This is a genomic window from Geodermatophilus sp. SYSU D00708, assembly GCF_054050115.1.
Window position 1 is genome coordinate 76,772 of record NZ_JBJGYS010000009.1, and the last position, 23,978, is coordinate 100,749.

At 75.6% G+C, this 23,978-nt stretch carries 21 protein-coding genes and 1 riboswitch; of the genes, 9 read left to right on the top strand and 12 right to left on the bottom strand.

The annotated features are described in order from the left end of the window. Nucleotides 1-11 precede the first annotated feature (11 nt). A complete protein-coding gene (locus tag ACI79D_RS10025; RefSeq protein ID WP_456918232.1) occupies nt 12-611 on the top strand; it encodes a hypothetical protein in 600 nt (199 codons plus the stop codon). A 6-nt stretch (nt 612-617) separates the two neighbouring features. Here the strand turns inward: ACI79D_RS10025 and ACI79D_RS10030 are convergent, their stop codons facing one another. Continuing rightward, nucleotides 618-1,160 (bottom strand): HAD domain-containing protein, encoded by a 543-nt coding sequence (locus tag ACI79D_RS10030; RefSeq protein WP_456918233.1) that lies wholly within the window; start codon nt 1,158-1,160, stop codon nt 618-620. A 155-nt stretch (nt 1,161-1,315) separates the two neighbouring features. Here ACI79D_RS10030 and ACI79D_RS10035 point away from each other — a divergent pair, with 155 nt between their 5' ends. Next, nucleotides 1,316-1,693 (top strand): hypothetical protein, encoded by a 378-nt coding sequence (locus tag ACI79D_RS10035; protein ID WP_456918234.1) that lies wholly within the window; start codon nt 1,316-1,318, stop codon nt 1,691-1,693. 40 nt (nt 1,694-1,733) lie between these two features. On the opposite strand, the gene ACI79D_RS10040 is transcribed toward ACI79D_RS10035, so the two are convergent. Then, the gene (locus tag ACI79D_RS10040; RefSeq protein ID WP_456918235.1) at nt 1,734-2,246 is read right to left on the bottom strand and encodes a C40 family peptidase; all 513 of its coding nucleotides are present in this window, start codon (nt 2,244-2,246) and stop codon (nt 1,734-1,736) included. 12 nt (nt 2,247-2,258) lie between these two features. Next, a riboswitch (cyclic di-AMP (ydaO/yuaA leader) is annotated at nt 2,259-2,406 on the bottom strand. Between the two features lie 339 nt (nt 2,407-2,745). On the opposite strand from ACI79D_RS10040, the gene ACI79D_RS10045 reads away from it, so the two are divergent. Together ACI79D_RS10045 and ACI79D_RS10050 are read left to right on the top strand one after the other, a co-directional pair. Then, nucleotides 2,746-2,898 (top strand): hypothetical protein, encoded by a 153-nt coding sequence (locus tag ACI79D_RS10045; RefSeq protein WP_456918236.1) that lies wholly within the window; start codon nt 2,746-2,748, stop codon nt 2,896-2,898. A gap of 43 nt (nt 2,899-2,941) precedes the next feature. Further along, entirely contained in the window at nt 2,942-3,559 is a 618-nt protein-coding gene (locus tag ACI79D_RS10050) for a hypothetical protein (protein WP_456918237.1), read from the top strand. Between the two features lies 1 nt (nt 3,560). Here the strand turns inward: ACI79D_RS10050 and ACI79D_RS10055 are convergent, their stop codons facing one another. Further along, nucleotides 3,561-4,460, bottom strand: a complete 900-nt coding sequence (locus tag ACI79D_RS10055; RefSeq protein ID WP_456918238.1) for an SMP-30/gluconolactonase/LRE family protein — start codon at nt 4,458-4,460, stop codon at nt 3,561-3,563. A gap of 46 nt (nt 4,461-4,506) precedes the next feature. On the opposite strand from ACI79D_RS10055, the gene ACI79D_RS10060 reads away from it, so the two are divergent. Together ACI79D_RS10060 and ACI79D_RS10065 are read left to right on the top strand one after the other, a co-directional pair. Then, nucleotides 4,507-5,355 (top strand): NmrA/HSCARG family protein, encoded by an 849-nt coding sequence (locus tag ACI79D_RS10060; protein WP_456918239.1) that lies wholly within the window; start codon nt 4,507-4,509, stop codon nt 5,353-5,355. Nucleotides 5,356-5,473: 118 nt separating this feature from the next. After that, nucleotides 5,474-5,956 (top strand): hypothetical protein, encoded by a 483-nt coding sequence (locus ACI79D_RS10065; RefSeq protein ID WP_456918241.1) that lies wholly within the window; start codon nt 5,474-5,476, stop codon nt 5,954-5,956. Between the two features lie 32 nt (nt 5,957-5,988). Here ACI79D_RS10065 and ACI79D_RS10070 read toward each other — a convergent pair whose 3' ends face one another. From ACI79D_RS10070 to ACI79D_RS10080, 3 genes are all read right to left on the bottom strand, one after another. Continuing rightward, entirely contained in the window at nt 5,989-7,167 is a 1,179-nt protein-coding gene (locus ACI79D_RS10070; protein ID WP_456918242.1) for an RtcB family protein, read from the bottom strand. A 26-nt stretch (nt 7,168-7,193) separates the two neighbouring features. After that, nucleotides 7,194-8,570, bottom strand: coding sequence for a serine/threonine protein kinase (locus ACI79D_RS10075; protein ID WP_456918243.1), 1,377 nt, complete (start codon nt 8,568-8,570; stop codon nt 7,194-7,196). An 85-nt stretch (nt 8,571-8,655) separates the two neighbouring features. Continuing rightward, nucleotides 8,656-9,087 carry an ATP-binding protein gene (locus tag ACI79D_RS10080; protein ID WP_456918245.1) on the bottom strand — a complete coding sequence of 144 codons (432 nt, stop codon included), beginning with the start codon at nt 9,085-9,087 and terminating at the stop codon, nt 8,656-8,658. A 49-nt stretch (nt 9,088-9,136) separates the two neighbouring features. On the opposite strand from ACI79D_RS10080, the gene ACI79D_RS10085 reads away from it, so the two are divergent. After that, a complete protein-coding gene (locus ACI79D_RS10085) occupies nt 9,137-9,514 on the top strand; it encodes an STAS domain-containing protein (RefSeq protein ID WP_456918246.1) in 378 nt (125 codons plus the stop codon). A gap of 10 nt (nt 9,515-9,524) precedes the next feature. After that, complete coding sequence (locus ACI79D_RS10090; RefSeq protein ID WP_456918247.1) at nt 9,525-11,723, top strand: SpoIIE family protein phosphatase; 2,199 nt, start codon at nt 9,525-9,527, stop codon at nt 11,721-11,723. A 33-nt stretch (nt 11,724-11,756) separates the two neighbouring features. On the opposite strand, the gene ACI79D_RS10095 is transcribed toward ACI79D_RS10090, so the two are convergent. The 5 genes from ACI79D_RS10095 to ACI79D_RS10115 all read right to left on the bottom strand — a co-directional run bounded on the left by ACI79D_RS10095 (nt 11,757) and on the right by ACI79D_RS10115 (nt 16,359). Then, entirely contained in the window at nt 11,757-11,927 is a 171-nt protein-coding gene (locus tag ACI79D_RS10095; protein ID WP_456918249.1) for a hypothetical protein, read from the bottom strand. Between the two features lie 353 nt (nt 11,928-12,280). Then, complete coding sequence (locus tag ACI79D_RS10100) at nt 12,281-13,951, bottom strand: GAP1-N2 domain-containing protein (protein ID WP_456918250.1); 1,671 nt, start codon at nt 13,949-13,951, stop codon at nt 12,281-12,283. Continuing rightward, nucleotides 13,948-15,117 carry a TRAFAC clade GTPase domain-containing protein gene (locus tag ACI79D_RS10105; RefSeq protein WP_456918251.1) on the bottom strand — a complete coding sequence of 390 codons (1,170 nt, stop codon included), beginning with the start codon at nt 15,115-15,117 and terminating at the stop codon, nt 13,948-13,950. The genes ACI79D_RS10100 and ACI79D_RS10105 overlap by 4 nt, the downstream gene beginning before the upstream one ends. After that, nucleotides 15,117-15,254 carry a hypothetical protein gene (locus ACI79D_RS10110; RefSeq protein WP_456918253.1) on the bottom strand — a complete coding sequence of 46 codons (138 nt, stop codon included), beginning with the start codon at nt 15,252-15,254 and terminating at the stop codon, nt 15,117-15,119. Before ACI79D_RS10110 ends, ACI79D_RS10105 begins: the two co-directional genes overlap by 1 nt. 10 nt (nt 15,255-15,264) lie before the next feature. After that, on the bottom strand, nt 15,265-16,359 hold the full coding sequence (locus tag ACI79D_RS10115) for a serine/threonine-protein kinase (RefSeq protein WP_456918254.1): 1,095 nt from the start codon (nt 16,357-16,359) through the stop codon (nt 15,265-15,267). A 160-nt stretch (nt 16,360-16,519) separates the two neighbouring features. On the opposite strand from ACI79D_RS10115, the gene ACI79D_RS10120 reads away from it, so the two are divergent. Next, nucleotides 16,520-17,455, top strand: a complete 936-nt coding sequence (locus ACI79D_RS10120) for a chitosanase (RefSeq protein ID WP_456918255.1) — start codon at nt 16,520-16,522, stop codon at nt 17,453-17,455. A gap of 389 nt (nt 17,456-17,844) precedes the next feature. Here the strand turns inward: ACI79D_RS10120 and ACI79D_RS10125 are convergent, their stop codons facing one another. Next, nucleotides 17,845-23,874 (bottom strand): DUF4011 domain-containing protein, encoded by a 6,030-nt coding sequence (locus ACI79D_RS10125; protein ID WP_456918256.1) that lies wholly within the window; start codon nt 23,872-23,874, stop codon nt 17,845-17,847. Between the last annotated feature and the right edge of the window lie 104 nt (nt 23,875-23,978).

A 23,978-nucleotide genomic window follows, 5' to 3' on the forward strand; every position in this document is an offset into this window, starting at 1 on the left:
GTGATCGCCCGATGTCCTGGATCGAGCCGCGACGGCTGGCGAGGGCAGTGGGCGGCCTGGCGGTGTGCCTGCTGGCCGGGTGCGCCGCCACAGGCGGCAGCGCGGCCGCGCCGAGCACGGGGACACCGCGCGACTGGGGCGATGCCACGCTCAGCGTGACGTGCGACGAGATCGTCCCGGACGGCTTCCCGGCCGAGCTCGTCGACGGGGTCGCGCGCGTGCCCGCCGACCCGAATCGCAGCCCGTACTACGACCACTACGACGTCCGGCTCCAGGCCGAGGCGCAGGGCGACGTCGACGGGGACGGCGCGCCGGACACGGTCGTCCTGCTGCAGTGCTCCCCGCAGCCGTCCAACGGGATCGTCGAGGAGGTGCAGGTCTTCGCCGCCTCGGGCGACCGGCTCGGCGTCCTGCCCAGCCCGCGCACGCTGCGCGAGGCGACGATCCTGGCGCCGCTGTACGACCCGGCCGGGTTGTCGGTCGAGGACGGCGACGTCGTCGCCCGGATGACGGCCTACGCGCCGGAGGACTCCCACGCCAGCGGCCCGTCGGTGCCGATCACCGTGCGCTGGCACTGGGACGGGCACGGCTTCGTCCGCGTGCCCGGTTGAGCCGGATCAGAGCCAGGCCTCGATCTCGTCGAGCTGCGCGTGGGTGAGCCCGGCCCACAGGTCCGGTGCGACGACGAGCACGTGCGGGTGCGCGGCGAGCCACTCGCCGGTGTCGTCGGCCTGCTCGGCGAGGTCGTCGTCGATCCAGACGATCCGCCGGTCCGGTTCGGCCTCGGCCACCTCGCGGGCCAGGTCGAGCTTCCACCAGCCCGACGCGCCACCCAGCGGTCCGGCGAACCCGGTCGGGGTGGCGCCGTTCCGCTCGTGGGTCCGCAGTCCGCGCGGCAGCCCCATCGGCTCGGCCAGCAGCCGGTCGGCGTCCCCGGCCCACGTGGTCAGCCAGTGGATCTCCACCCGGCCGGACTCGTGCAGCTCGCGCAGCCGCGCGGTGACCGTCGGGTCCCACGACAGCACGAACCCGTTGAACGTGCCCCGCTGCCAGCCCTCGGGCAGGTCCACGCAGGCCGCGTTGAGCACGCCATCGACGTCCAGCAGCAGGATCGGGACGTCGGCCATGTCGGTGCGGTACCCCGCCGGCGGGCCGCGCACCCCGGGCACGCTGCGTCACCGGGCCACGGGCTCACCCACGCGAGCGGGCGACTTCGGCGTCCACCGCGTTCGTCGGCCCCGCTCACGGGTCATGTCCCGTGCTGCACTGATGGTCGGCCGGTGATCCGGCCGCGCACGTTTCGAAGGGGGAGCCGGTGGCCGACCACCTCGAGCCGTACCCGGGGCCGAGCCGGGTCGAGCACTCCACCGCGTGCGACCGGCGCGCCCGCGGCCACGCGCCGCACCCGGTGCACGTCCGGCTGTGCCAGAACGACCCCGCCGAGCACTGGCAGGCGGTGCTCGTCATGGGCGCGGTCGGCGACGTCGTCACCCTGGCCGCCGGCCACGAGTTGCAGCGCTACCGCAACCACGACACCGGCGCCCTCACGGCCAGGGTGCAGGAGCAGGGCCCCGGCGGGTTCCTGAACACCCGCGTCGGGCTGCTGTTCCTGCACTCCTGGCCGGGTGACGCCGGCGCGGTCTTCTCACTCCAGTCGGCCCAGCAGGCCCCCGTGCCCTGCCGGCTGGAGTGAGCGCCCGGGCCGCTCGGGAGAACGGCCCGGGCGCCGCGACTCACGCGACCCGGCGAGCCCCGTTGAAGCCGGGCATCGAGTCGAGGTTGACGACCTTCACCGGCTGGCCGGCCGTGGAGGCGTGCACCATCTGGCCGTTGCCGATGTACATGCCGACGTGCGAGACCGGGCTGTAGAAGAACACCAGGTCACCGGGCCTGAGGTCGGACTTCGCCACCGGGGTGCCGAAGCCGGACTGCGCCCGCGAGGTCCGCGGGATCGAGATGCCGGCCTCGCGGTAGGCGAAGCTGGTCAGCCCCGAGCAGTCGAAGGCGTTGGGGCCGGCGGCGCCCCAGCCGTAGGGGTCGCCCTGCTGGGCCAGGGCGGTGTCGACCGCCTTCTGCGCAGCCCCGTTCGGGGCCGCGACCGGAGCGGCGGCGACGGCGCCGGAGCCGCCGTCACCGGCGTCAGCCGAGGCGGTGGCGGGGGCGAGGGTCACGGCGGCGCCGGCAACAGCGGCGACGGCGATCCCGCGGAACGAGCGACGAGCGAAGGACGTGCGGGCAGTCGTCATCGACGACGGTTCTCCTGTTCTCCACGGCCGCCTACCGGGTTAGCTGACGGGTTCGGACGGGGGAGTCGCCCGGCGCGCGAACGCGCTTCACCCCAGGGATTCGGTGGGTCCCCGGTCCGGGCACGGCGGATGACCGTGTCCGGTTCGGCGTAGTCCGGCCGGTGTCACCACGGTTCGGTGACGAGGGGCCCGGCAGGACCGCGGACGACCGTATGGGGGGTTGCCGGGCGTCGCAGCCCACCGGACGGCCGCGGGACGGCGGCCTGTCCGCATGGCGACACGCCGCCGCGACCACGTGTCACTACGGAGCGCGCGGAAATGTCATGGATGCGTTTTCGCAGGTCACGGCGTCGGGACCAAAGTCGTCCGACCGCGGAGTGTCCGCACGCGCAGTGACGGACGCACTGCGGATGGCGTCCGGAACCCGGGGATTGGCGCGACCGTTGGGCGGGCACGACTGCAGGCAACCGAGAACGAGGAGGGACACCCCATGGCCGGCATGATCCGGAAGCTGGTGGCGTCGGGAATCGCGGCGAAGGTCATCCAGGAGGCCCGCAAGCCGCAGAACCAGGCCAAGATCAAGCAGTTCATCGCGGACTTCCAGGCCAAGCAGGCCGCGAAGAACCGCGGCGGCAAGGGCTACGGCCGCTGAGCCGCCCGCACGCGGCCCCCGCCCGGTCCCGGGCGGGGGCCGCGTGCACCGGGTCGCCGTCCTCGACGACTACCAGTCCGCCGCGGCGGAGTTCGCCGACTGGCCCCGCGTCCCCGCACCGCTGGACGTCGTCACCTTTCCCGACCACCTCGACGACGAGGACGCCGTCGCCGAGCGGCTCGCCCCCCTCGACGTCGTCGTGGCCATGCGCGAGCGCACCCCGTTCCCGCGCAACCTGCTCGACCGCCTGCCGAACCTGCGGCTGCTGGTCACCACCGGCGCGCGCAACGCCGCCATCGACCTGGCCGCCGCCCGCGAGCGCGGCGTCACCTGCGGCACCTACGAGGTTCTACCGGGAGGCCGTCGACGACGTCGCCGCCTTCCTCGCCGGCTCCCCGGTCCGGGTCCTCCGAGCCGACTGACCACCGCCCGTCCCGGGTACCGGGCAGGCATGTCCGAAGGCAACATGACCGGCCGTCCCGCCGGGGGCGTCAACGAACCGACCGACGAGGTCCCGGGCACGCGTCCGCAGGAGGACCTGGTCGGGCCCCCGTCGGAGGCGGAGGAGCCGCGCGCCGCGAAGGGCGGCACCATCGGGACCGAGGACCCCAGCGTCCCGCACAGCTCCAGCCAGCCGCCGCCCGGGGCCACCGGGAGCTGACCTACGGGCGGCCGGCGTGGGGGACGTCGACCTCGGTCGCCACCAGCACCGCCTCGCGCACCGGCGCGCGGTTGTGCTCGTAGAAGTCCGGCGCGCAGCACATCAGCAGCGTGCGGCCGTCGTCCCCGCCGAGCATGCAGGCGTAGACCCCGAGCCCGTCCGGCGCGGCGACCTCGTCGACGACCTGCCCGCCCTCGGCCACCCGCACCACCCGGCCGCCGACCGCGTCGGCGGCCCAGATCCGTCCCTCGGCGTCCAGCGCGCAGCCGTCGGGGGCCACCACCAGCTGGCCGAGCACCTCGTCGACCGTCGTCCCGGTGACCTCCGGGCCCAGCGACGCCCACACCCGCCGGTTACCCAGCGTCCCGTCGGCCCCCAGGTCGAACGCGGTGTACCGGTTGCCGAGCGTCTCGCCGACGACGAGCGTGCCGCCGTCCGGGGTGATCACCGAGCCGTTCGGGAACTGCAGCCCCTCGGCGGCGACCGACACCGTCCCGTCCGGGTCGATCCGCTTGAGCGACGCGGTCGCGGCGGTGCCGCCGCCCATGAGGTCGAAGCCGAAGTCGCCGACGAACACGTGGCCGTGCACGTCGACCACCAGGTCGTTGAGGTGCCCGCCGCAGTGCTCGGCGAGGTCGGCGTGGGTGGTCAGCGACCCGTCGGCGTACCGGAGCACCCGCCGGTCCTTCATCGACACGACCACCAACGAGCCGTCGGGCAGCCAGCCGAGCCCGGAGGGCTGCTGCTCGACCTCGACGACGACGGTCTCGGCGCCGTCCGCGGTCACCCGGCTGACCGTGTGCCGGTAGAAGTCCGACACCCACCAGGTGCCTTCGTGCCAGCGCGGGCCCTCGAAGAACCCGCCGCCCTCCAGAACCGTCCTGAGCTGCCGATCCGCCATGGTCGGGCACCCTAGGGGGACCCGACCCCTTCTCGAGGAGCGCAGCGTGCCCGGACCCGTGATCGCCGTCGTCGGAGCCACCGGGCAGCAGGGGGGCGCCACCGCCCGTGCGCTGCTGGCCGCCGGGGCCCGGGTCCGCACGCTGGTCCGCGATCCCGACCGGGCCCGCGACCTCGCCGACCGCGGCGCCGACCTGGTCCGCGCCGACCTGCAGGACCCCGACAGCCTGCGGACGGCGTTCCGCGGCGCGCAGCGGGTGTTCGCGATGACCACGCCGTTCGGCCCGCGCGGGGTGGACGGCGAGCTGGCGGACGGGATCGCGCTGGCCGACGCGGCCGCCGACGCCGGCGTCGAGCACCTGGTGTTCAGCTCCGTCGGCGGCGCCGAGCGGCACACCGGCATCCCGCACTTCGAGAGCAAGCGCCGGGTGGAGGAGCACATCGAGGGCCTCGGCCGGCCCGCGACGTTCGTCCGGCCGGTCTTCTTCATGGAGAACCTGCGGTGGATGGCGTCGGCCGAGGACGGCTCGGTCGTCGTCCGGATGGCGCTGCCGGCCGGGGTGCCGCTGCAGATGATCGCCGTCGCCGACATCGGTGCGGTCACCGCCGCCGTCCTGCTCGACCCGTCCCGGGTGCCGGGCGGCGCCGTCGAGATCGGCGGGGACGAGCGCACCGGCGAGCAGGTCGCCGCGGCCTTCGGTGAGCGCGCGGGGCTGCCGGCGCGCTACGAGCCGCTGCCGCTCGACGCCCTGGGCGAGGACGAGGACTCCCGCGCGATGTTCGCCTGGTTCGCCGCGCCACCCGCCTACCGGGCGGACGTCGCCGCCACCCGCGCCCTGTCTCCCGACCTGCAGGACGTGCCCACCTGGCTGGCACGCACCGGCTGGACGCCCTGACGGTTGCGTCCGCGGTCGGTCGCGGAGGGTCACGCCGGGCGCGTGTCGCGGCCGGATGCCGGCGACACGGCCTGCGGTGGAGCGGGGGCCGCCTCCCGCTGCCCGAGGCTCGGTCGGCATGAGGATCGGTGTGCCCGGGCTGGCGTTGCCGATGGTCACCGCGGTGACCCGGCTGGACTACCTGAGCCGGCGGGACAACGCGTCGGCGGGCCCGCGGCGCCGCGCCGCCGGGCCGACGCACTCCTGGACCGCCCACCTGCGTGGCGCGGTGGAGCCCCTCGACCTCGAGGAGTCCCTGGAGCTGCTCGACCTGGGCGTCGTCGTCGCCCGCCGGGCCTACGACGCGCAGCACCTGGGCATCCGGGCGGCGCTGCGGTGCGGGGCGTCGTGGGCCCGCATCGGCGACTCGCTCGGCACCACGCCGCTCAACGCCTGGAACCGGCACCAGCGGTGGATCGAGGAGCAGGTGGAGCTGCACGAGGTCAGCGGCGGCCGCGACGGTCTGGACGACGCCGGCGCGATGGAGGCGCTGGCGCTGGCCGGTGAGCGCCCGGTCGGCCTCGGCTACGTCCGGACCCTGCAGGACCCGGACGAGGGCTGACGCGGGCGCGGGGGGACACCGGCCCGCGCGGCTCAGTCGCCCTTGACGTTGACCACCTGGCGCAGCGTGTGCCGGATCTCCACCAGGTCGGCGGCGTCGGCCATGACGACGTCGATGCTCTTGTACGCGTCGGGGTGCTCGTCGAGGAACGCGTCCGACCGGCCCCAGGCGATGCCCTTCATCCGGCGGTCGAGGTCCGCCCGGGTGAACAGCCTGCGCGCCTGGCCGCGGGAGTGGTTGCGGCCCGCGCCGTGCGGCGCCGAGTGCAGCGCCTCCACGTTGCCCAGGCCCACGACGATGTAGGACGCCGCGCCCATCGAGCCGGGGATGAGCCCCCACTGGCCCGCCCGCGCGGAGATGGCCCCCTTGCGCGACACCCACACCCGCTCGCCGTAGTGCTCCTCGCGCTCGGTGTAGTTGTGGTGCGCGTTGACCACCTGCAGCCGCTGGACCTCCGTCGTCAGGCCACGCCGACTCAAGAACCGGGAGACCTGCTCGGCGACGCGGTCCATCATCTCCTCGCGGTTGAGGTAGGCGAACCGCTGCGCCCACAGCAGCGCCTCCAGGTAGGCGTCGAACTCCGGCGTCCCCTCGCTGAGGTAGGCCAGGTCGCGGTCGGGCAGGTCGACGTCCCGTGCGGCGGTGACGTCCTTGGCCACCCGGATGTGCTTGGAGGCCAGCCGGTTGCCCACCCCGCGCGAACCGGAGTGCAGGAACAGCCAGACCCGGTCGGCCTCGTCCAGCGACACCTCGATGAAGTGGTTGCCCGAGCCGAGCGAGCCCAGTTGCAGCGGCCAGTTGTGGGCGACGCCGTCGGCCTGCGCGGCGCCCGGGAGGTCGCGCAGCTCCTCGACCCGGGCCGCCGCCGTCTCGCGCAGCTTCTTGTTGTACCGGCCGGCCGACAGCGGGATCGCCCGGGAGATCTGCTCGTGCAGCGTCGCGAGGTTGCGGCCGCGCAGGTCGTCGCCGGTGAACTGGGTGCGGACGGCCATCATCCCGCAGCCGATGTCCACCCCGACCGCCGCCGGGATGATCGCGCCGTCGGTCGGGATCACCGACCCGACGGTCGCGCCCAGGCCCAGGTGCGCGTCGGGCATCAGCGCCATGTGCGGGTGGATGAACGGCATCGACGCCGTCCGCTCGGCCTGCATCCGGGTGGTGGGCCCCAGGATCGACGCCCAGTTGTAGAGGCGGTCGCTGATCTTCTCCACGCCCGACCGGTACCCCGCGCGGGGCCTCAGTCCTCCTTGCCCTTGCCCTTGTCCTTGCCCTTGTCCTTCTTCGGTTTGTCGGCGCCGTTGCCGTTGCCGTTGCCGCCCTCGTCCTCGTCGGGCTCGTCCTCGTCGGGCTCCTCGATGGGTGCGGCTGACGGTGCCGGCGGGGCGACGGCGTGCGTGACGGTCACCGTGTCCCCCGGCTGCAGGCGGCCGAGCGGGTCGAGGGCGATCACCTGCCCGTCGGGGACGTCCGCGGTCTGCAGCGGCCGCGGCCGGACGGTCAGGCCCAGCCCGCTCAGCTCGGCCTCGACGTCGGACGCCGGCCGGCCCACGTAGTCGCCGGAGACGACCTCCACCCCGGCCGGTGTGGACGGCGAGGGGGTCGGCTGCGCCGCGGGCGCGGAGGAGCCACGGGTGCCGAGCACCACCGCCCCCGCCACGACCGCGAGCGTGATCAGCGCGACCAGCGGCACCAGGAGCCGCCGCGCCGGCCGGTCGGCGGTCCCGATCGGCAGCACGCGGGTCGCCGTCGACGAGTCGGGCACGGGCAGCACCCGGGTCCGGTCGCGCTCCGGGCCCCCGCCGTCCAGCGCCCTCAGCAGCGCGGCGCCGTCGGGGAAGCGGTCCGCGGGGTCCTTGGCGAGGGCCCGCTCGACGACCCGGCGCAGGTCGGCCGGGACGTCGGAGGGCAGCGGCTCGGGCGTCCGGTGGACCTGGTGGGCGAGGACCTGCGCGGAGTTCTCCCCGTCGACCGCGCGGTTGCCGGTCAGGCACTGGTACGCGACCAGGCCCAGTGCGTAGACGTCGCTGGCCGGGCTCGCCGGAGCGCCCTTGACCTGCTCGGGGGAGAGGTAGTGCACCGTGCCCATCAGCTGGCCGGTCCGCGTGATCGGCACGCACGACGCCGTCCGCGCGATCCCGAAGTCGGTGACCTTCACGGTGCCGTCCACGGCCACCAGGAGGTTGGCCGGCTTGACGTCCCGGTGGACCACGCCCGCGGCATGGGCGACGGCCAGCCCCGCGGCGGCCTGCCGCAGCACGTCGCGCGTCCGGTCGGACCCCAGCCGGCCCTCCCGCGCCAGCAGCGCCGACAGCGGCTCGCCGTCCACCAGCTCCATGACCAGGAACGCCAACCGCTCCCCGGCAGGGCCGAGCGACTCCCCGACGTCGTGCAGCGTCGCGATGGACGGCGCGGTCAGGCCCGCCGTCAGCCGGGCCTCCGCGCGGAAGCGGGCGAGGAACTCCGGGTCGCCGGTGTACTCGCTGCGCAGCAGCTTGACGGCCACCGGCCGCTCCAGGACGACGTCCCGGGCACGCCACACCTGGCCCATGCCACCGGTCGCCAGGAGATCCTCCAGCGCGTACCGGTCGCCGAGGACGCAGCCCGTCAGGTCCACAGGTCAGCTCCTCGCTCGTGGGATCGCACACCGCCGCACCACCCGGTATCGGCGGACCCCGCGGCGAACCGGCACGCGGCCGGAGTCAGACCGGGTCGACCAGCCGCAGCGGCGGGGGAGCGGCCAGCCGCTTCTCCAGGGTCACCCGGTGCCGGCCGTCGTCGTCGTGCCGGAAGTCCAGCCGGTCGACCAGCGCCTGCATGAGCAGCAGCCCCCGGCCGCCGTCCAGCGGGGAGTCGCCGCGGTCCTCGCGCGGCGCGTCGGGGTCGAAGCCGGCTCCGTCGTCGAACACGCTGATCCGGCACAGCACGTCGTCGATGGCGACCTGCACCTCGTAGTCGGCGTGGTCGCCGGCGTGCCGGACGACGTTCGCGCACGCCTCGGTCAGCGCGAGCGCGATCTCGTCGACCACGTTCCGCTCCACCCGCAGGTGTTCGAGCGCCTGCCGGCACAGCCCCCGGACGAACGGCACGCTGCTGCGGTCCACCGGGAGGCGGACGGTGAACGCGATGTCCACGACTGGGGTCCCCCTTCCTCCGCGAGGGGAACTACCCTGCGGGAGGCCAGTGGACCACGACGAGGGGGCCGATCCGTTGCTGTTCGAGATCGAGCGGACGACGGTCCTCGGGCGGCCGGCGCTGGGAGTGCGCGGCGAGCTCGACCTCGCCACCGCGCCCCAGCTCGCCGAGGCCGTCGACGCCGTGCTGGCCGCCGGACCCCGGTCGATGGTCGTCGACCTGACCGGCACCACCTTCATGGACTCCTCCGGTGCCCGCCAGCTGGCCTGGAGCGCCCGGCGGGCGACCCGCGCCGGCGTACGGCTGCAGGTCGTCTGCCCCCGCGCCAACCGACCCGTCCGGCTGGTCATCGACCTGCTCGAGCTCGAGACGCTGGTGCCGATCGTCGAGACGGCCAGCCTCACCGAGGGCGAGGTCGGCCCGTAGGGTCGCGGCGGTGACCACCCCGTCCTCCCGGGTCGGCGCCGAGGCGCTGGCGCGCTGCGCCGACGAGCCGATCGCGGTGCCCGGCGCGGTCCAGCCGCACGGCGCCCTGCTCGCCGTCACCGAGCCCGACCTCGCGGTGGTGGTCGCCTCGGCCAACGCCGCCGCCGTCCTGGGCAGCGCGCCGGCGTCCCTCCCCGAGCTGCTGGCACCGGCCGACCTGGCCCGCCTGCGCGACGGCCTGGCCGGGGACCTCGCCCAGCTCAACCCGCTGCGGGTGACCGTCGCCGGCACCGAGGTGGACCTCGTCGTGCACCGCGCCGAGGGGCTGCTGGTCACCGAGTGGGAGCCGCTGACCGGCGCGGAGCAAGCCGGCGCCGAGTGGCACCGGCGGCTGCCCACCGTGCTGCAACGCCTGTCGGCCGCGACGTCCCTGGAGGAGCTCACCGCGACCCTCGCCCGCGACGTCCGGGAGCTCACCGGGTTCGACCGCGTGATGGTCTACCGCTTCGACCCCGAGTGGAACGGCGAGGTGGTCGCCGAGGACCGCCGCGCGGACCTCGAGCCCTTCCTCGGCCTGCGCTACCCGGCCAGCGACATCCCCGCCCAGGCGCGCGCCCTCTACACGACCAACTGGCTGCGGCTGATCCCCGACGCCACCTACCGGCCGGCGCCGCTGCGGCCGGCGGTCAACCCGCTCACCGGCCGGCCCCTGGACCTCTCCGGCGCGGTGCTGCGCAGCGTCTCCCCGGTGCACCTGGAGTACCTGGCCAACATGGGCGTGGTCGCCTCGATGTCGGTCTCGCTGATCGACCGCGGCCGCCTGTGGGGGCTGATTTCCTGCCACCACTACGCCGGTCCGCACCGCCCGTCCTACGCCGACCGGGTGGCTGCCGAGTTCCTCGGCCGCACCGCGTCGCTGCTGCTGCACACCACCGTCGGCGCCGCCGAGCAGCGCGACGTCGTCGGCGTCGCGCAGCGGCAGGCGCGGCTGGTGGCCGCGCTGGGCCGCAGCCCGCGCACCCCGGCGGCGGCGCTCACGCAGGGCGACCCGACGGCGCTGGACCTGCTGCCCGCCGCTGGCGCCGCGGTACGCCTGGGCGGCCGGCTGCACCTGCTCGGCAGCACCCCGCCGGCCGACCGGGTGCCCGGCCTGGTCGCGGGCCTGCTCGCCACCGGTCGGCCGGCGTCCGACGCCCTGGGTCGGGTGGTCCCCGACGCGGCCGACGTCGCGGACACCGCCAGCGGGCTGCTCGCCGTCGAGGTGGGCAGCGGGAGCGGGGACTTCCTCGCCTGGTTCCGGCCCGAGACGGTGCGCGAGGTCACCTGGGGCGGCAACCCGCACACCCCGAAGACCGTCGAGACCGACGCCGGCCCGCGGCTGTCCCCGCGCCGCTCGTTCGCCGCGTGGCGGGAGACCGTGCGCGGCACGGCGACGCCCTGGCGGGAGCACGAGGTCGCCGCGGCGCAGGCGCTGGCCGCGCACCTGGCCGAGTCCGCGCTGCAGCAGGCGGGCGAGGACAACCGGCTGGCCGCCGTGCTGCAGCGCACGCTGCTGCTGGAGGAACTGCCCAAGGTGCCCGGGGTGGCGCTGGCCGCCCGCTACCGGCCCAGCGCCGCCGACGTCGTGGGCGGGGACTGGTACGACCTGGTGCCGCTGCCCAGCGGCCGGGTGTCGATCGTGCTCGGCGACGTCGCCGGGCACGGGCTGGCCGCCGCGGCGATCACCGCCCAGCTGCGGCACGCCCTGCGCGCGCACCTGCTCCGCGACCTCGGGCCGGCCGCGGCGCTGCGCGGGCTCAACGAGGTGATCGCCGCGCTGCTGCCCGGCGAGCTCGCCACGGCCGTCGTCGCCGTGCTGGACCCGGTCACCGGCGCGGTCGCGATCGCCAACGCCGGGCACCTGCCGGTGCTGCACGTGACGCCCGGCGGTGCCGACCTGCTGGTCGCCGGCCACGGGCCCGCGCTCGGGCTCCTCGACGACGCCGACTACCCCGAGGCCCGGCTGCACGTGACCGGCGACGACCGGCTGCTCCTGTACAGCGACGGCCTGGTCGAGCGCCGGGACGTCCCGCTGGAGGAGCGGCTGGCGGAGCTGCGCGCCGCCGTCGCCGCCGGGCGCGACCCGGACACGCTGCTGGACGACGTCCTCGCCGCGCTCGACCCGCCGCACGACGACGACGTCACCCTGGTGGGCCTCGGCCGGGTCTGAGGGCGGGGCCGGGACGGGCGGGGCCGGTGGCTGCTACTCGGCGCGGTCGTCGCCGAACCGGCGGCCGGTGAGCGGCGGCTGCCGGCGCCCCATGCCGTCCAGTCGCTGGGTCAGGTCCGCCGGGGCGTCATCGTCGTCCGCAGCGTGCCGCCCGAGGGTGGGCATCGTGAACTCTGCGGTCTCGTCGAGCAGGTGTCGGGCCACGTTGTTGTCCTTCCGCGCGTGGTCGTTCTCGAGCGTATGAGCCGGGGCCGAGGCACCCGAGGCGTGTGGGGTGGGTGTGACGGCTGGGTCAGCCGGAGCCGAACAGCACCAGGCCGGCGAGGGGTGGGACCCCGGCCACGTGCATGTACGGACTGTAGCCAGAAGGCTGCACTGCGCGCTGCTCCGACCGGCACGGGTGTCCCGGCGGATGCTCGTGCTCTGCCCACGGCGATGGGCAGAGCACGAGCACCCGGAGAGCAAGGGTGTCCCCGCCATCGGTGTGCGGACGGTCGTGCTCTGCTTCGCCGAGGAAGCAGAGCACGAGCACCCCGAGAGCAGGGGCGGGGCGCGGGTCAGTCCGGACGGCGGCGGCGCCGGCGGGGCAGCTCGTCGTCGGCACCGCGGCTGCGGGCGAAGGACTCGGCGAGGTCGGCGGGCCAGCCGTCGTCCACCAGCAGGAGCGCGAGCCGGCGGCCGAGGATGCCGTCGACGTCCGGCGCCGGCAGCTCCGAGCCGAACACCACCTCGCGCAGCGCCCAGCCGTTGCCCGCGCCGCCGCCGACGGCCACCGCGACGGCCAGCTTCTCGACGCCGGCGACGTCCATCCGCAGCGCCGCCCAGCGCAGCACCGCGGGCAGCTCGGAGCGCGGGACGACCCCCTCCAGCCGGGCCAGCCAGCCGACGTCGGCGACCAGGAGGTGCCCCAGCAGCGTGCGGTGCGACTCCTCCCACCGGCCGGCGGCCCGGGTCCACTGCGCCACGAGCGCGTCCCCGACCACGCGCCGGCGGGTGGCCAGCAGCGCCAGCTCCCAGCTGTCGTCGGTGAGCTCCAGCAGCGGCAGTGCGACCCCGAGGCTGAGCGCCTGCTCGACCAGCAGCCCCGCCGCGCGGTCGAGCGAGGCGATCCGCCGGCCGCGGGAGACCTCGGCGGCCAGCGCGGTGCACAGGTCGCCCTGGGTCAGCCCCGCGATCTCCACCGCTCGCTCGGCCGGCCCGTCCGCGCCGTCGAACACCTCGTCGAGCAGGGCGGTGAGCACGCCACCGCGCACCCGCTCGGCGGCGGCGGGCGACCGCCGGACCGTCCCGCGGAGTCCCGCCTCCACCGCCCGGTCGGCCGCGGCCGCCTCCAGCGCGGCGGCGGCGTTTCGCCCGCGGGCCAGCCAGCGCGGGGCCGCGTCGGACTCCAGCACGCAGGCCACCTGCGTCGCCGTCAGCTCCGCGGCGTCCTGCTCGGCCCAGGCGTCGGCGAACAGCCACGCGTCCAGCCGGCGCAGGTCGCCGATCGTGTCCGGCGGCAGCTCCCCCTTGCTCGCCGCCTCCAGCAGGGTGCGGGCGCGCTCGATGTCGGCGGCCCGCGCGGCCGACCGCGGCGCCGCGTCGACCAGTTCCACGCAGATCCGGGCGGTGTCGCCGTCGTCCCCCCGCGGGCCGGCGGCCAGTGAGACCGGTGCGGTCAGCGCTCTCGGCAGCACGTCGAACAGGACGTCGGCGACCTCCCGGCCCGCCGGCGTCCGGCGCGGCAGCCGGAAGGACCCGTCCCCGGCGTCGAGCGCGGCGAGCAGCCCGGCCAGCGCGGGGACCAGGGCGTCGACCTCGTCGGAGGTCAGCACTGGGACGGTGCGGTCGGCGGGCGGCACCCGCAGCGGCGGCAGGTCGGCGGTGGGGACGGCGTCCGCGGGGAGCGCGTCGAGGAACCGCCCGGTGCGGCGCAGCGCCAGCAGGTCGCGGACGCCCAGCCGGTCGCCGTCGTCCCAGAGCAGGTGGACCAGGTAGTTGCCCGGCCGGCCGAAGCCGTCGGCGCTGGCCGCCACCGTGCGGTGCAGCAGCCGGCCGCCGGGGCGGTGCACCAGCCCGAAGGTCTCGCCGGCGTCGGGCGTGAAGCCGACCAGCGCGCCGAGGGCCTTGCGGGTGCGCCCGACCTCGGCCGGCCAGTCCGCCGAGTGGGCGAAGACGCCGAAGCCCGGCCCCTCCAGCGTCCGCGGGGCGGAGGTGTAGACCGCCTGCGCGCATGCCCGCCCGCTCATCCGAACCACTCGCGGACCGGCGCCGAGCCGGCCTCCTCCGGGTCCAGGCCCTCCTCGGAGAGGAAGCCGTGGCGGGCGAGGAGCACCAGCAGCGGGTCCAGGCAGCCCACCGGGGCGATCTCCGGGTAGCCGCCGTCCTTCGCGTCGGCGCCGGTGGCCGACACCGCGTGCACGGTCGGCCGCGGCAGCCGGTTGAGCACTGCGGTGAGCAGGTTGGAGCCGCCGCTCGCCTCGAGGAAGTCGACCAGCCGTGAGCTGGTGTCGCGCACGTCTCCGAACCAGTGCGCCAGCGGCATGGCGGCCAGGTCGGTGTCGCGCAGGGTGTCGGTGGGGAAGTCGGGGACGCCGCGCAGCTTGTCGGCCTTGGTGAGCACCACCGCGGCCGAGACGCCGGAGAGCGGGCTGTCCGGGTGCAGGTTGCGGGCGGTGCGCAGCAGGTTGGCCAGGTTCACCACCATCTGGGTGTGCCGGGCCAGGCCCATCGACTCCTCGCCGGGGTCGGCGAGGTGCCGCAGCCGCGGGAAGACGCCGGGGGAGAGCAGCACCAGCACCGAGGTCGCCGCGTAGAGGAACTTGCCGTACTGCCCCATGTCCTCGGCGCGGTAGAGCTGCTCGCCGGAGGCGTCGAAGAAGACCAGGTTGACCGCGCGCTCGGCGCCGTTGCGGCCGGTGCCGCGCAGCACGAGCATGAACGGCTCCGGCGAGCTGCCCTCGCCCAGCAGCGGAAGGGTCAGCGGCAGCTGCCGGCGCTGCACCATCAACCGGTAGCGGTAGTCGTCGAAGCGGGCGGCGCTCTCCTCGTCCATCTCCACCGAGATGCCGAGCGGGGCGAGCGCGCCTTCGTGCAGCAGGTCGATGAGCACCGTGAGGTAGGTGCTCTTCGACGCGCCGGTCAGCCCGACCAGGCCGACGACGATCGTGGGTCGGTCGAGGTAGTCCGGCGGCAGGCGGTGCCCGCGCGGGCAGGTGGGGCTGACGTTGGCCGCCGCGGCCCCGGCGGCGTCCTTGGGCGTCGGCGGCGGGGCGGGCTCGCCGCGCAGCGGCTCGAGGAACCGCTGCCAGCGGGTGCGACGCTCGACCGGCGGGCGGTGCGCGACGCCGTGCGCGTCCCGCCACACGGGGGTCGACAGCGGCTCCAGGCAGCGGGGGCAGACGCGGCGCTTCATCAGCGGACGAACACGACGAAGAAGACGACGGCGACCGCGCAGAACACCGCCAGCAGCACCCGCTGGCGTTCGCGGTAGCGGTGCCGCCGCGCGTCGAGGCGCTGCTGCGCGAGGGCCCGCTCGTACATCCCGGACACGGTCGGCCTCCTAGAAGACGAGGTGGTAGAGGACGGCGAGCACCAGCCCCGCGAGGATCCCGAGCACCGCCACGACCGCGATGGCCGCTCCGAAGCCGGCCCAGGTGTCGGCCACGGCGCGCTCCAGCCGGGCCAGCTCGTAGCGGGCCGCCTCGACGACGGCGCCGACCGACTGCAGGTCGCGCATCGTCGTGCGCGGGTCGGGGATCTGCGAGGTCTCGCCCAGCCACCGGGTGTGCTGCTCGACCTGCTTGGCCAGCCGCGCCACCGACGGCCGCTTCTCCGGCGCGAACTTCAGCGCCGCCGACACGCTGTCGAGCAGGTTGGGCGGCACGGCGGAGAGGTTGAGCCGGCCGGCGCGCAGCGCGAGGAAGTAGTCGGAGTCGGGCATGGTGTCGTCGGGGTCCACCGGGTGGACCGCGCCGGCGGCGTAGGCGATCACCATGCCCCAGCTGTAGACGTCGCTGGCCTCGGTGAGCACCGCGCCCTGCAGCTGCTCGGGGCTGGCGAACAGCTTGGTGCCCAGCGCCGCGATGCCGGTGGTCGAGGTGCCCGACGGCGGCTCCGGGCCGATGTAGCGGCTGATGCCGAAGTCGACCAGCCACACGTCGGCGCCCGAGATGATGATGTTGCCCGGCTTCACGTCCCGGTGGACCACGCCGGCGGCGTGCACGTCCCGCAGCGCCCGGAGCAGGCCGATCGCGATCCGGCGCAGCTCCTCGGCGTTGAGCCCGGCCGCGCGGCGGGCCAGGAACTCGTCCAGCGGCGTCCCCGTCACGTACTCCTGCACGTAGTACGGCGCGTCGGCGGCGAGGTCCTGGTCGACGATGTGCGCCACCCGCGAGCTCTTCACCCGCGCGGCGTTCTCCACCTCGCGGGCCAGCCGCTTGCGGGCCAGCTCGGGTGCGCCCTCGGGCAGCCGCTTGATGACCACGAGCGGGGTGTCCGGTGCGGTGGAGCCGACGAACACGTCCGCGCCCTGGCCGCCGCGGGGCAGCCGGCACAGCAGCTGGTAGGGACCGATGCGGTCGGGGTCGCCGGGCTCGAGCAGGTCGACCTGCCGGGTCCCGGCCAGGTCGGCGACGGCTCCGGTGGGGTCGTCCACGTGGGCAGGCTCCCTGTCGTCGGCAGGTGGGACCCGACGGTAGATCGCGAAGCTGTGAACATCCATGGAGTTCCGCCCCCACCGGTGGCAGCAGCCGGAACTGCGGGTACAACGAGAGTCGTTGCGTTCGCGAACGACCTCGGGGTGTGGGATGGGCAGTGTGGGCACCGGCTCCCGGCCGGACACCGCCGTCCGCTCGCACCGGGCGCCGCGGCGGGGCCCCTCGCCGTCGGTCGTCCTCGGGTCGGCAGCGGCCGCGCTGGCGGTGCTGCTCGTGCTCCTGGTGGTCGTCGTCGCGCGGTTCGGCGGGGAGCCGGACACCCGGCCGACTCCGGAGGCGGGCCCGACGCCCGAGGACACCTCCGACCTCAGCGACCCGGTCAAGCGGGACGTCGCGATGCAGCTGGTCTCCAGCGCGGAGAACTCGACGCTGGACTGGCGCGGCCAGTACGACTACATCGAGTGGGACGTCGAGGGCGTCGCCGAGGAGAACCGCGGCTACACCGCCGGTCTCATCGGGTTCTGCAGCGGCTGCGGTGACATGACCCGGCTCGTCGAGTACTACAGCTCCATCGCGCCCGGCAACCGGCTCGAGCAGTACCTGCCCGCCCTGCGCGAGCAGGAGGAGCTCGGCATGGGCGAGGTGACGCAGGAGGGCCTGGGCGAGGACTTCGTCGACGACTGGCGGGCCGCGGCCGACGACCCGCAGTTCCAGGCCGCGCAGGACCACGTGGTCGACCAGGTCTACTTCGACCCGGCCGTGCGGCAGGGGATCGCCGACGGGGTGCACGCGCTCGGGCAGTTCATCTACTTCGACGCCCTGGTGGTGCACGGGCCCGGCGACGACGCGCAGAGCTTCGGGGGCATCCGGGCGGCCGCGCTGGCCGTCGCCAGCCCGCCGTCCCAGGGCGGCGACGAGACCGAGTGGCTCGACGCCTTCCTCGACGCGCGGGTCGAGGCGATGCAGGCCGAGCGGGCGCACCGCGACACCAGCCGGGTGGACGACGCGCAGCGGGTCTTCCTCGACGAGGGCAACCTGCACCTGACTCCGCCGCTGCGCTGGTCCACCTACGGCGACGACTACCGCATCCCCTGACCCTCGTCCGGCCATTCGACCGGAACCGCGGGGAACCGGAACAAGCCGTCCTGCCGGTGGACGTGGTTGCCGCGCGACACCGGGTAACGAGACGCCGTCCCGCGGTGCCGTGGCTCGAACAGACCGGCCCGGCCCCCGTCCGGCCGCGCAACGTGGCCCCGGAAGGCATGTCGATGGAAGCAAGTGAGCGCGTCACCTGGGAGGACTGCCCGGTCTGCCGGCGGGTGGCGGCGGTCGGCTGGGTGAACGCCTTCCCCGTCGAGTTCGACTGTCCGGGCGGCTGCCGCCTCAGCGCGGAGCAGGTCCAGGCCTTCGCCGCCCGGCGGAGCCGGCCACCGGTCGCGTGGTTGACGCGTCCGTAGGCCGGGCTCCGCGGGGGGCCGCCGTGCTCAGGCGGCGGTGAACAGCCCCGACTCCTGACGGGTCAGCCGCCCGGCGTCGAGCGCCCGCACCAGCGCCGCCTCCAGCAGCGGGGCCAGCGACGGCGTCCGGCGGCGGTAGCCGAAGACCTCCGCCGTCCGCAGGAACAGCTCGTCCTCGGTCATCCCGGCGCTGGCCCGGCACAGCGCGACCATCGCGTTGCCGACCTCCTGCGGGGCGACGTGCTCCAGCGGCCGGTCCGCGCTAGCCGCCTGGCGGCGGTAGCCCGACCAGGTCGCGCGGTCCAGCGCCTCGGGCCAGACGAACTCGCCGTCGACGGCGTCCGCCGGCAGCAGCGCCAGCAGCGCGTCGCGGCGGGCCTCGCTGACCCGCGAGAGCCCGAAGGCGCTCCCGGTCAGGCGGGCCAGCCGGTCGCGGTGGACCGGTCCCTCGGCCTTGACGCCGGCGGCCAGCACGCGCTTGACCGTGCGGGCCACGCGGGCGTCGGACAGCTGGTCGAGCAGCTTGCGCTCGCCGGCGGTCTTGGGCACCCAGGGCACGAACGGGGCCTCGCCGTCCACGGGGGCCGCGGCCGGCACCTTCCGCCGCGCGGGCCGGGCCGGCGCCGGCTCGGCCGGCGTCTCGGCGACGGCGGCCTCGACGGCCAGGGCCTCGACGACCGGCGCCTCGACCACCACGGAGGGGGCGGCGCGCAGCGGGGCCACGGCCTTGAGCTCCGGCACCTCGCGGTCGGCCGGCTCGGCCGGGGCGGGCACCGGCGCGACCACCGGCGCCGGCTCCTCCACGGCCACCGCCCCGTCGGGGACCGGAGGGGCAGAAATGGCCATCTCTGCCCCTCCGGGGCCGGGGACCGCGGGGACCTCCGGCACCGGGACGGCGGCGACGGCGGCGGCCAGCCGGTCGAGCACCGCCTCGCGGTCGCGCAACCAGGTCGGCAGCCAGACCCGCTCGACGGCCGGCCAGCGCAGCATCCCGGCCAGCACCTCCACCGGCAGGCCGTCGCGGTCGCCGACCGTGCGCCGGCGGGCCCAGGCCGGCCCGTCGAGCAGCACGGCCATCACCGGGGCGTCGGGCGCCTCGGCGCGGGCGACCGAGAGGTCGACGCGGAACTCCGACAGGCCGACGTCGGTGCGCACGACCAGGCCACGCTCGCGCAGCGCCGCGGCGATCTCCTCGCGGTGCCGGTCGGGGACCGCCACCGGACGGGCGTCCTTGGGCAGCGCGTCGGTGCCGAGCGCGGCGAGGTCGAGGTAGGCGCGCAGGTGCTTCACGCCGACCGACGAGGTCTGCTCGGCTCGCAGCTGCGACGGGTCGAACGAGGTGAAGACGACGACCTGCCGGCGGGCGCGGGTGACCGCGACGTTGAGCCGCCGCTCGCCCCCGACCCGGTTGAGCGGGCCGAAGTTCAGCGGCAGGAAGCCGCGGTCGTTGACGCTGAACCCGGTGGAGAACAGCACCACGTCGCGCTCGTCGCCCTGCACGTTCTCCAGGTTCTTGACGAACAGCCCCTCGCCGTCGGTGCGGTCCAGCGCCTCGACCAGCCGCTCGTCACCGGCGTCCCGGAGCAGGCCCTCGATGTAGGCCCGCTGCTGCGCGTTGAACGTGACCACGCCGATCGAGGGCAGGGTGTCCGGGGAGGCGTCGAACCGGCGGCGGATCTCCGCCACGACCGCCTTGGCCTCCATCGGGTTGGTGCGCAGCAGCCGCCCGGCGCCGGAGCGGTGGAAGGTGCCGTTGACCCGCACCAGCGAGATGCCCCGCCCGTCGACGTCCGCCGTCGGCCGGCCGTGGGTCGGCGCCGGGAACGAGGAGAGCCGGTTCTCGTAGTAGTTGGCGTTGCTGAACGCGATGAGCGACTCGTCCTGGCTGCGGTAGTGCCAGGACAGCCACTGCCGCGGCACCCGCGCCTGGACGCACTCGGAGAGGATCGACTCCTCGTCCTCGACCGCGGTGCCCAGCAGCTCGATCGCGTCGTCCTCGGCCGAGCCCGAGGAGGGCTCCATGAAGGACGTCGGAGGCATCTGCTTGCTGTCACCGACGACGACGGCGGCCTTCGCCCGGCCCAGCGCCCCGACGGCGTCGGCGACCCGGATCTGCGAGGCCTCGTCGAACACGACCAGGTCGAACAGGCCGGCCTCGGCCGGGAAGAACCGCGCCACCGAGTCGGGGCTGACCAGCACGCACGGCATGACGGCGGTGACCAGCTCGCCGTACTGCGCGAGCAGCCCGCGCACGCCCAGCCGGCTGCGGGACTTCGCCAGCTCCCGCTGCAGCGCACCCACCTGGCCGTTGCCGCTGGCCGCGTCGAACGGCCGGGCGGCCAGCACCGACCCGGGCAGTGCGGTGCGCAGGTGCTCGCGGACCGCGCGGGAGGCGGCGGTGAACCGGACGATCGCCTTCTCGTGCACGTCGGCGTCGAACCCGTCCAGGCCCGAGGCGCCGCGGCGCTCGGCCACCGAGGACCGCGCGATGCCGTGCTCGAACGCGCGGACGGCGTCGTCGGCGAGCAGCTCGCCGCTGACGAGGAGCGCCCGCGCCTCGTGCAGCCCGGCGGCGCGGAGCGGCTCGAGGGTGTCGACGAAGTCCGCCCAGCGGCGCAGCGACATCAGGCCGGTGTGCTCCACCCCCCGCTCGGGGCGGGTCATCTGCCAGCGCAGCACCAGCCCGTCGTCGCCGGCCCAGTCGGCCAGCCGCCCCTCGTCGCTGCCGACCACCCGCAGCAGCGCCCGGGCGGAGTCGCGCAGCCGGGCGACCGCGGCGGCCGCGGCGGCGTCCGGGCCGGGGCCCTGGACGACGTAGCGGCGCAGTGCGACGGCGAACTCGCTGTCGCTGTCGGTGGCGGCGCCGGCCCTCTCCAGCCACTCCACCTGCCCGACCAGCAGCTCGGGGTCGACCAGCGGGTTCCAGCCGGCCGGGACGGCCAAGCCGGGGATGACCGAGGCGCGGGCGGCGATGCCCTGCCCGGCGGTCTGCACCCGCCACAGCGCCGCGGTCAGCTCCGGGACGTCGGAGAGCTTCACCTTCACGCCGGGCCGCAGCACCGGGGCCAGCCGGTCGCGGACCGCCCGCAGCCCCTTCCGGCGGGCCAGCCATCGGCCGGCCTGCGCGGTCTGCGCGGCCACGTACAGGTCGGCCAGCGGCAGCTCCATCGCCGCCGGGGTGGCCAGCTCCAGGCCGGGGTGGACGGCGGTGGTGAACGCGGCGACCTCGCTGAGCACGCTGGTCGTCGCCACCGTCCACCGCTCGGTGGGCACCTCGTCGAGGACGTCGAGGGTGGTCGCCGGGCCGGCGAGCACGTGGGCGAGCGCGTCGAGGTCGGAGGGGGTGCGCACCTCGCGCAGCGCCCGGGCCAGGTGCGGCTCCACCGGCAGCTCCCGGACGGCCGCGTCGACGGCGGCCGCGGCCTGCTGCGCGGCGAGCAGGTCGACCTCCGCGGTGTCCACGAACGCCCAGGCGTGCCGCGGCGAGGGGCGGACCAGGTCGGCGATGTCGGGCAGCAGCGCCAGCGCGCGGCGCACCGCGGTCATCGTCTCCTCGGACGCGGCGGCCACGAACGGCGTCGGCAGCGGCAGCGACGGGACGCCGTCCCGCACCGAGAGCACCGCGGTCCGCGCCGAGTAGAACGACAGCCCGGCGGCGTTCTCGGCGTGCAGCCGGTCGGCGTAGCGGGCCAGCGTGCGGCGGGCCGAGCGGAGGTCCTCGCTGTCGGCGGCCAGGCCCTGCTCGTCGACGGCGACCGCGTGCTCGAGCGCTGCCTGGATCTGCGCGCGCACCACCGACGCCTTGCTGCCCTTGTCGTGCAGGTCCAGCGCGAACGGGCCCATGCCCACGGCGTCCAGCCGGCGCGCGACGACGTCGAGCGCCGCCCGCTTCTCGGCGACGAACAGCACCCGCTTGCCGTCGGCGACCGCGCGGGTGAGCAGGTTGGTGATGGTCTGGGACTTGCCGGTGCCGGGCGGGCCCTCCAGCACGAAGGTGCGGCCGGCGGCGGCCTCGGCGACCGCGCGCAGCTGCGAGGCGTCGGCGGGCACCGGGCACTGCGCGGCGAGCTCGTCGAGGTCGGCCCGGGCCAGGCTGTCGGGCACGGGGTCGGCGAAGGGCTCGGTGGGCTGGTGCACGAGGTGGTGCACCAGCGGGTTGGCGGCGAAGTCGGCCCAGTGCTCGTCGAGGTCCTTCCAGAGCCGGTACTTGGCGAACTGGAGGACGGCGAGGTCGGCGGTCGGCTCGACGCGGTGGGGGAGGGCGGCGTCGGCCAGCGCCTGCCGCATCGCCTGCAGTGCGCGGTCGAGGTCGATGCCGGCGCCGTCCTCGGCGGGCTCGGACAGCCCCGGGACGGAGAGCCCGTGCACCTGCCGCAGCTTCTCCAGCAGGCAGTAGTTGGGCGTGCTGGTGCCGGTGTCGTCGAGGGTCAGCCGGTAGACGCCGTTGCGGCTGGTCGGGGTGAGCGTGACCGGCACCAGCACCAGCGGCGAGCGCAGCGGCCGGCCGTCGAGCTCCCAGACCAGGCTGCCCAGCGCCAGGTAGAGGTTGTTGGCGCCGGTCTCCTCGCGGACGGTCTTGGCCTTGTAGGCGAGGTTGCGCAGCCGGGGCAGGTAGCCACCCTCGGTGACGTCGGCGTGCACGGCCTTGCGGTCGACGAGCAGCTCGGCGAGCTGGTCGGCGGGCAGCTCGGCGGCCGACCGCACGCCGCGCTCGCGGTGGACGGCGGCGATCCGGTCGTTGGGCAGCAGCTGCACCGCGGTGCCGCCGTGCAGCAGGTTCTCCAGGGTCGCCAGTGACGCGGCCGGGACGGCCAGCGGCAGGCCGGCGCGCTCGGTGTAGTTGATCAGCCGGTTGCGCAGGGAGAGGTCCAGCAGGCTGTTCTTCCACTGCTGCACGCGCGCCGGGGTCTCGCCGCGGCCGGGGACCGGCGGCGCGGGCACCCGCTCGACCGGCCTGGCCGCGACGCTGTGCACCGCGGGCCGGTACTCGAAGACCTGCACCGCGCCGTCGCGCCCCCGGGTGCGGGCCGGCAACGGCACGATCCCGTCGCGCCGGGCGCGGTGCACGTCGGTGACGCCGAGGACCCGGTCCAGGTCGCCGGCCAGCCACGCGTCGTAGGCGGGCTGGTGCAGGTCGGCGGCACCGGCGCCGCGGCTGGTCAGCAGCGTGGTCTCGACCAGCCGGACCAGGCCGAGGTCCACCAGGTTGACCAGCGGCGCGACGTCGGTGGTCGCGGCGCTCTCCGCGCTGCGCTCCTCCCGCCAGTAGCCGAGGAAGGCGTGCCCGTCGGCCAGCCACAGCAGCGGCCGGATGCCGGCCTGCTCCAGGGCGGCGGCGAGGACGACCACGGTGTCCAGGCAGGTGCCCACGCGCCCGTCGAGGACGTCGCCCGGGGTGCGCACCTTCTGGCCGACGTCGGCCCAGCTGGCCGGCGGCTCGCTGTAGCGGATCTCCCGGCGCCGCATCGCCTCGGTGAGCGCGGCGACGATCTCGTCGACCCGCTCCGGGCCGGACTGGTAGCCCTGCACCGAGCCGCTGCCGGTGCGCTCCTCGAGCAGCGCGCTGGCCTCGCCGATCAGGGTCGTGATCGTCGGGTGGTTGGGCAGGACGTGCGCCGCGAGCATCTCCAGCGCCAGCGGGACGGGCGCGGCCAGCCACTGGTTGGCGGCCAGCACCTGCACCGGGACGGCGGTGCCGCCGACGTCCTCGCCGTCGACGAGCAGGTCGATCTCGATGGACCCGGGGCGCTGCTCCTCGATCTGCAGCATCGCGGCGGGGTCCATGACCAGGCCGACGTCGCTGAGCACCGTCGTCTGGCCGGCGTCGAGGTCGACGAGCAGCTCCACGGGGGTGCCGATCGGGCCCTCCGCGTCGCGGACGCCGAGCCGCACCGTCGCCGCGCGCACCGGGCCGCCGTGGTTGGTGAACGCCAGCCGGGAGACGACCGGCACCCGGTTGTGGGCCAGCGCGTAGCTCAGCACCGGGGTGGAGGTGGCCGAGATCGCCACGGCCGGCCGCGTGCTCGGGTCGGCCGGCCGGAGGTCCGTGGTGCTCATGGGCTCCTGTCTACCGGGCTGGACGGACCGGTCCGGTCAGGCGGCGGAGGCGTCTGGGGCGGGTGTGACGGGTGCTGCCGGTCTGACCACGGATCACATCCGAG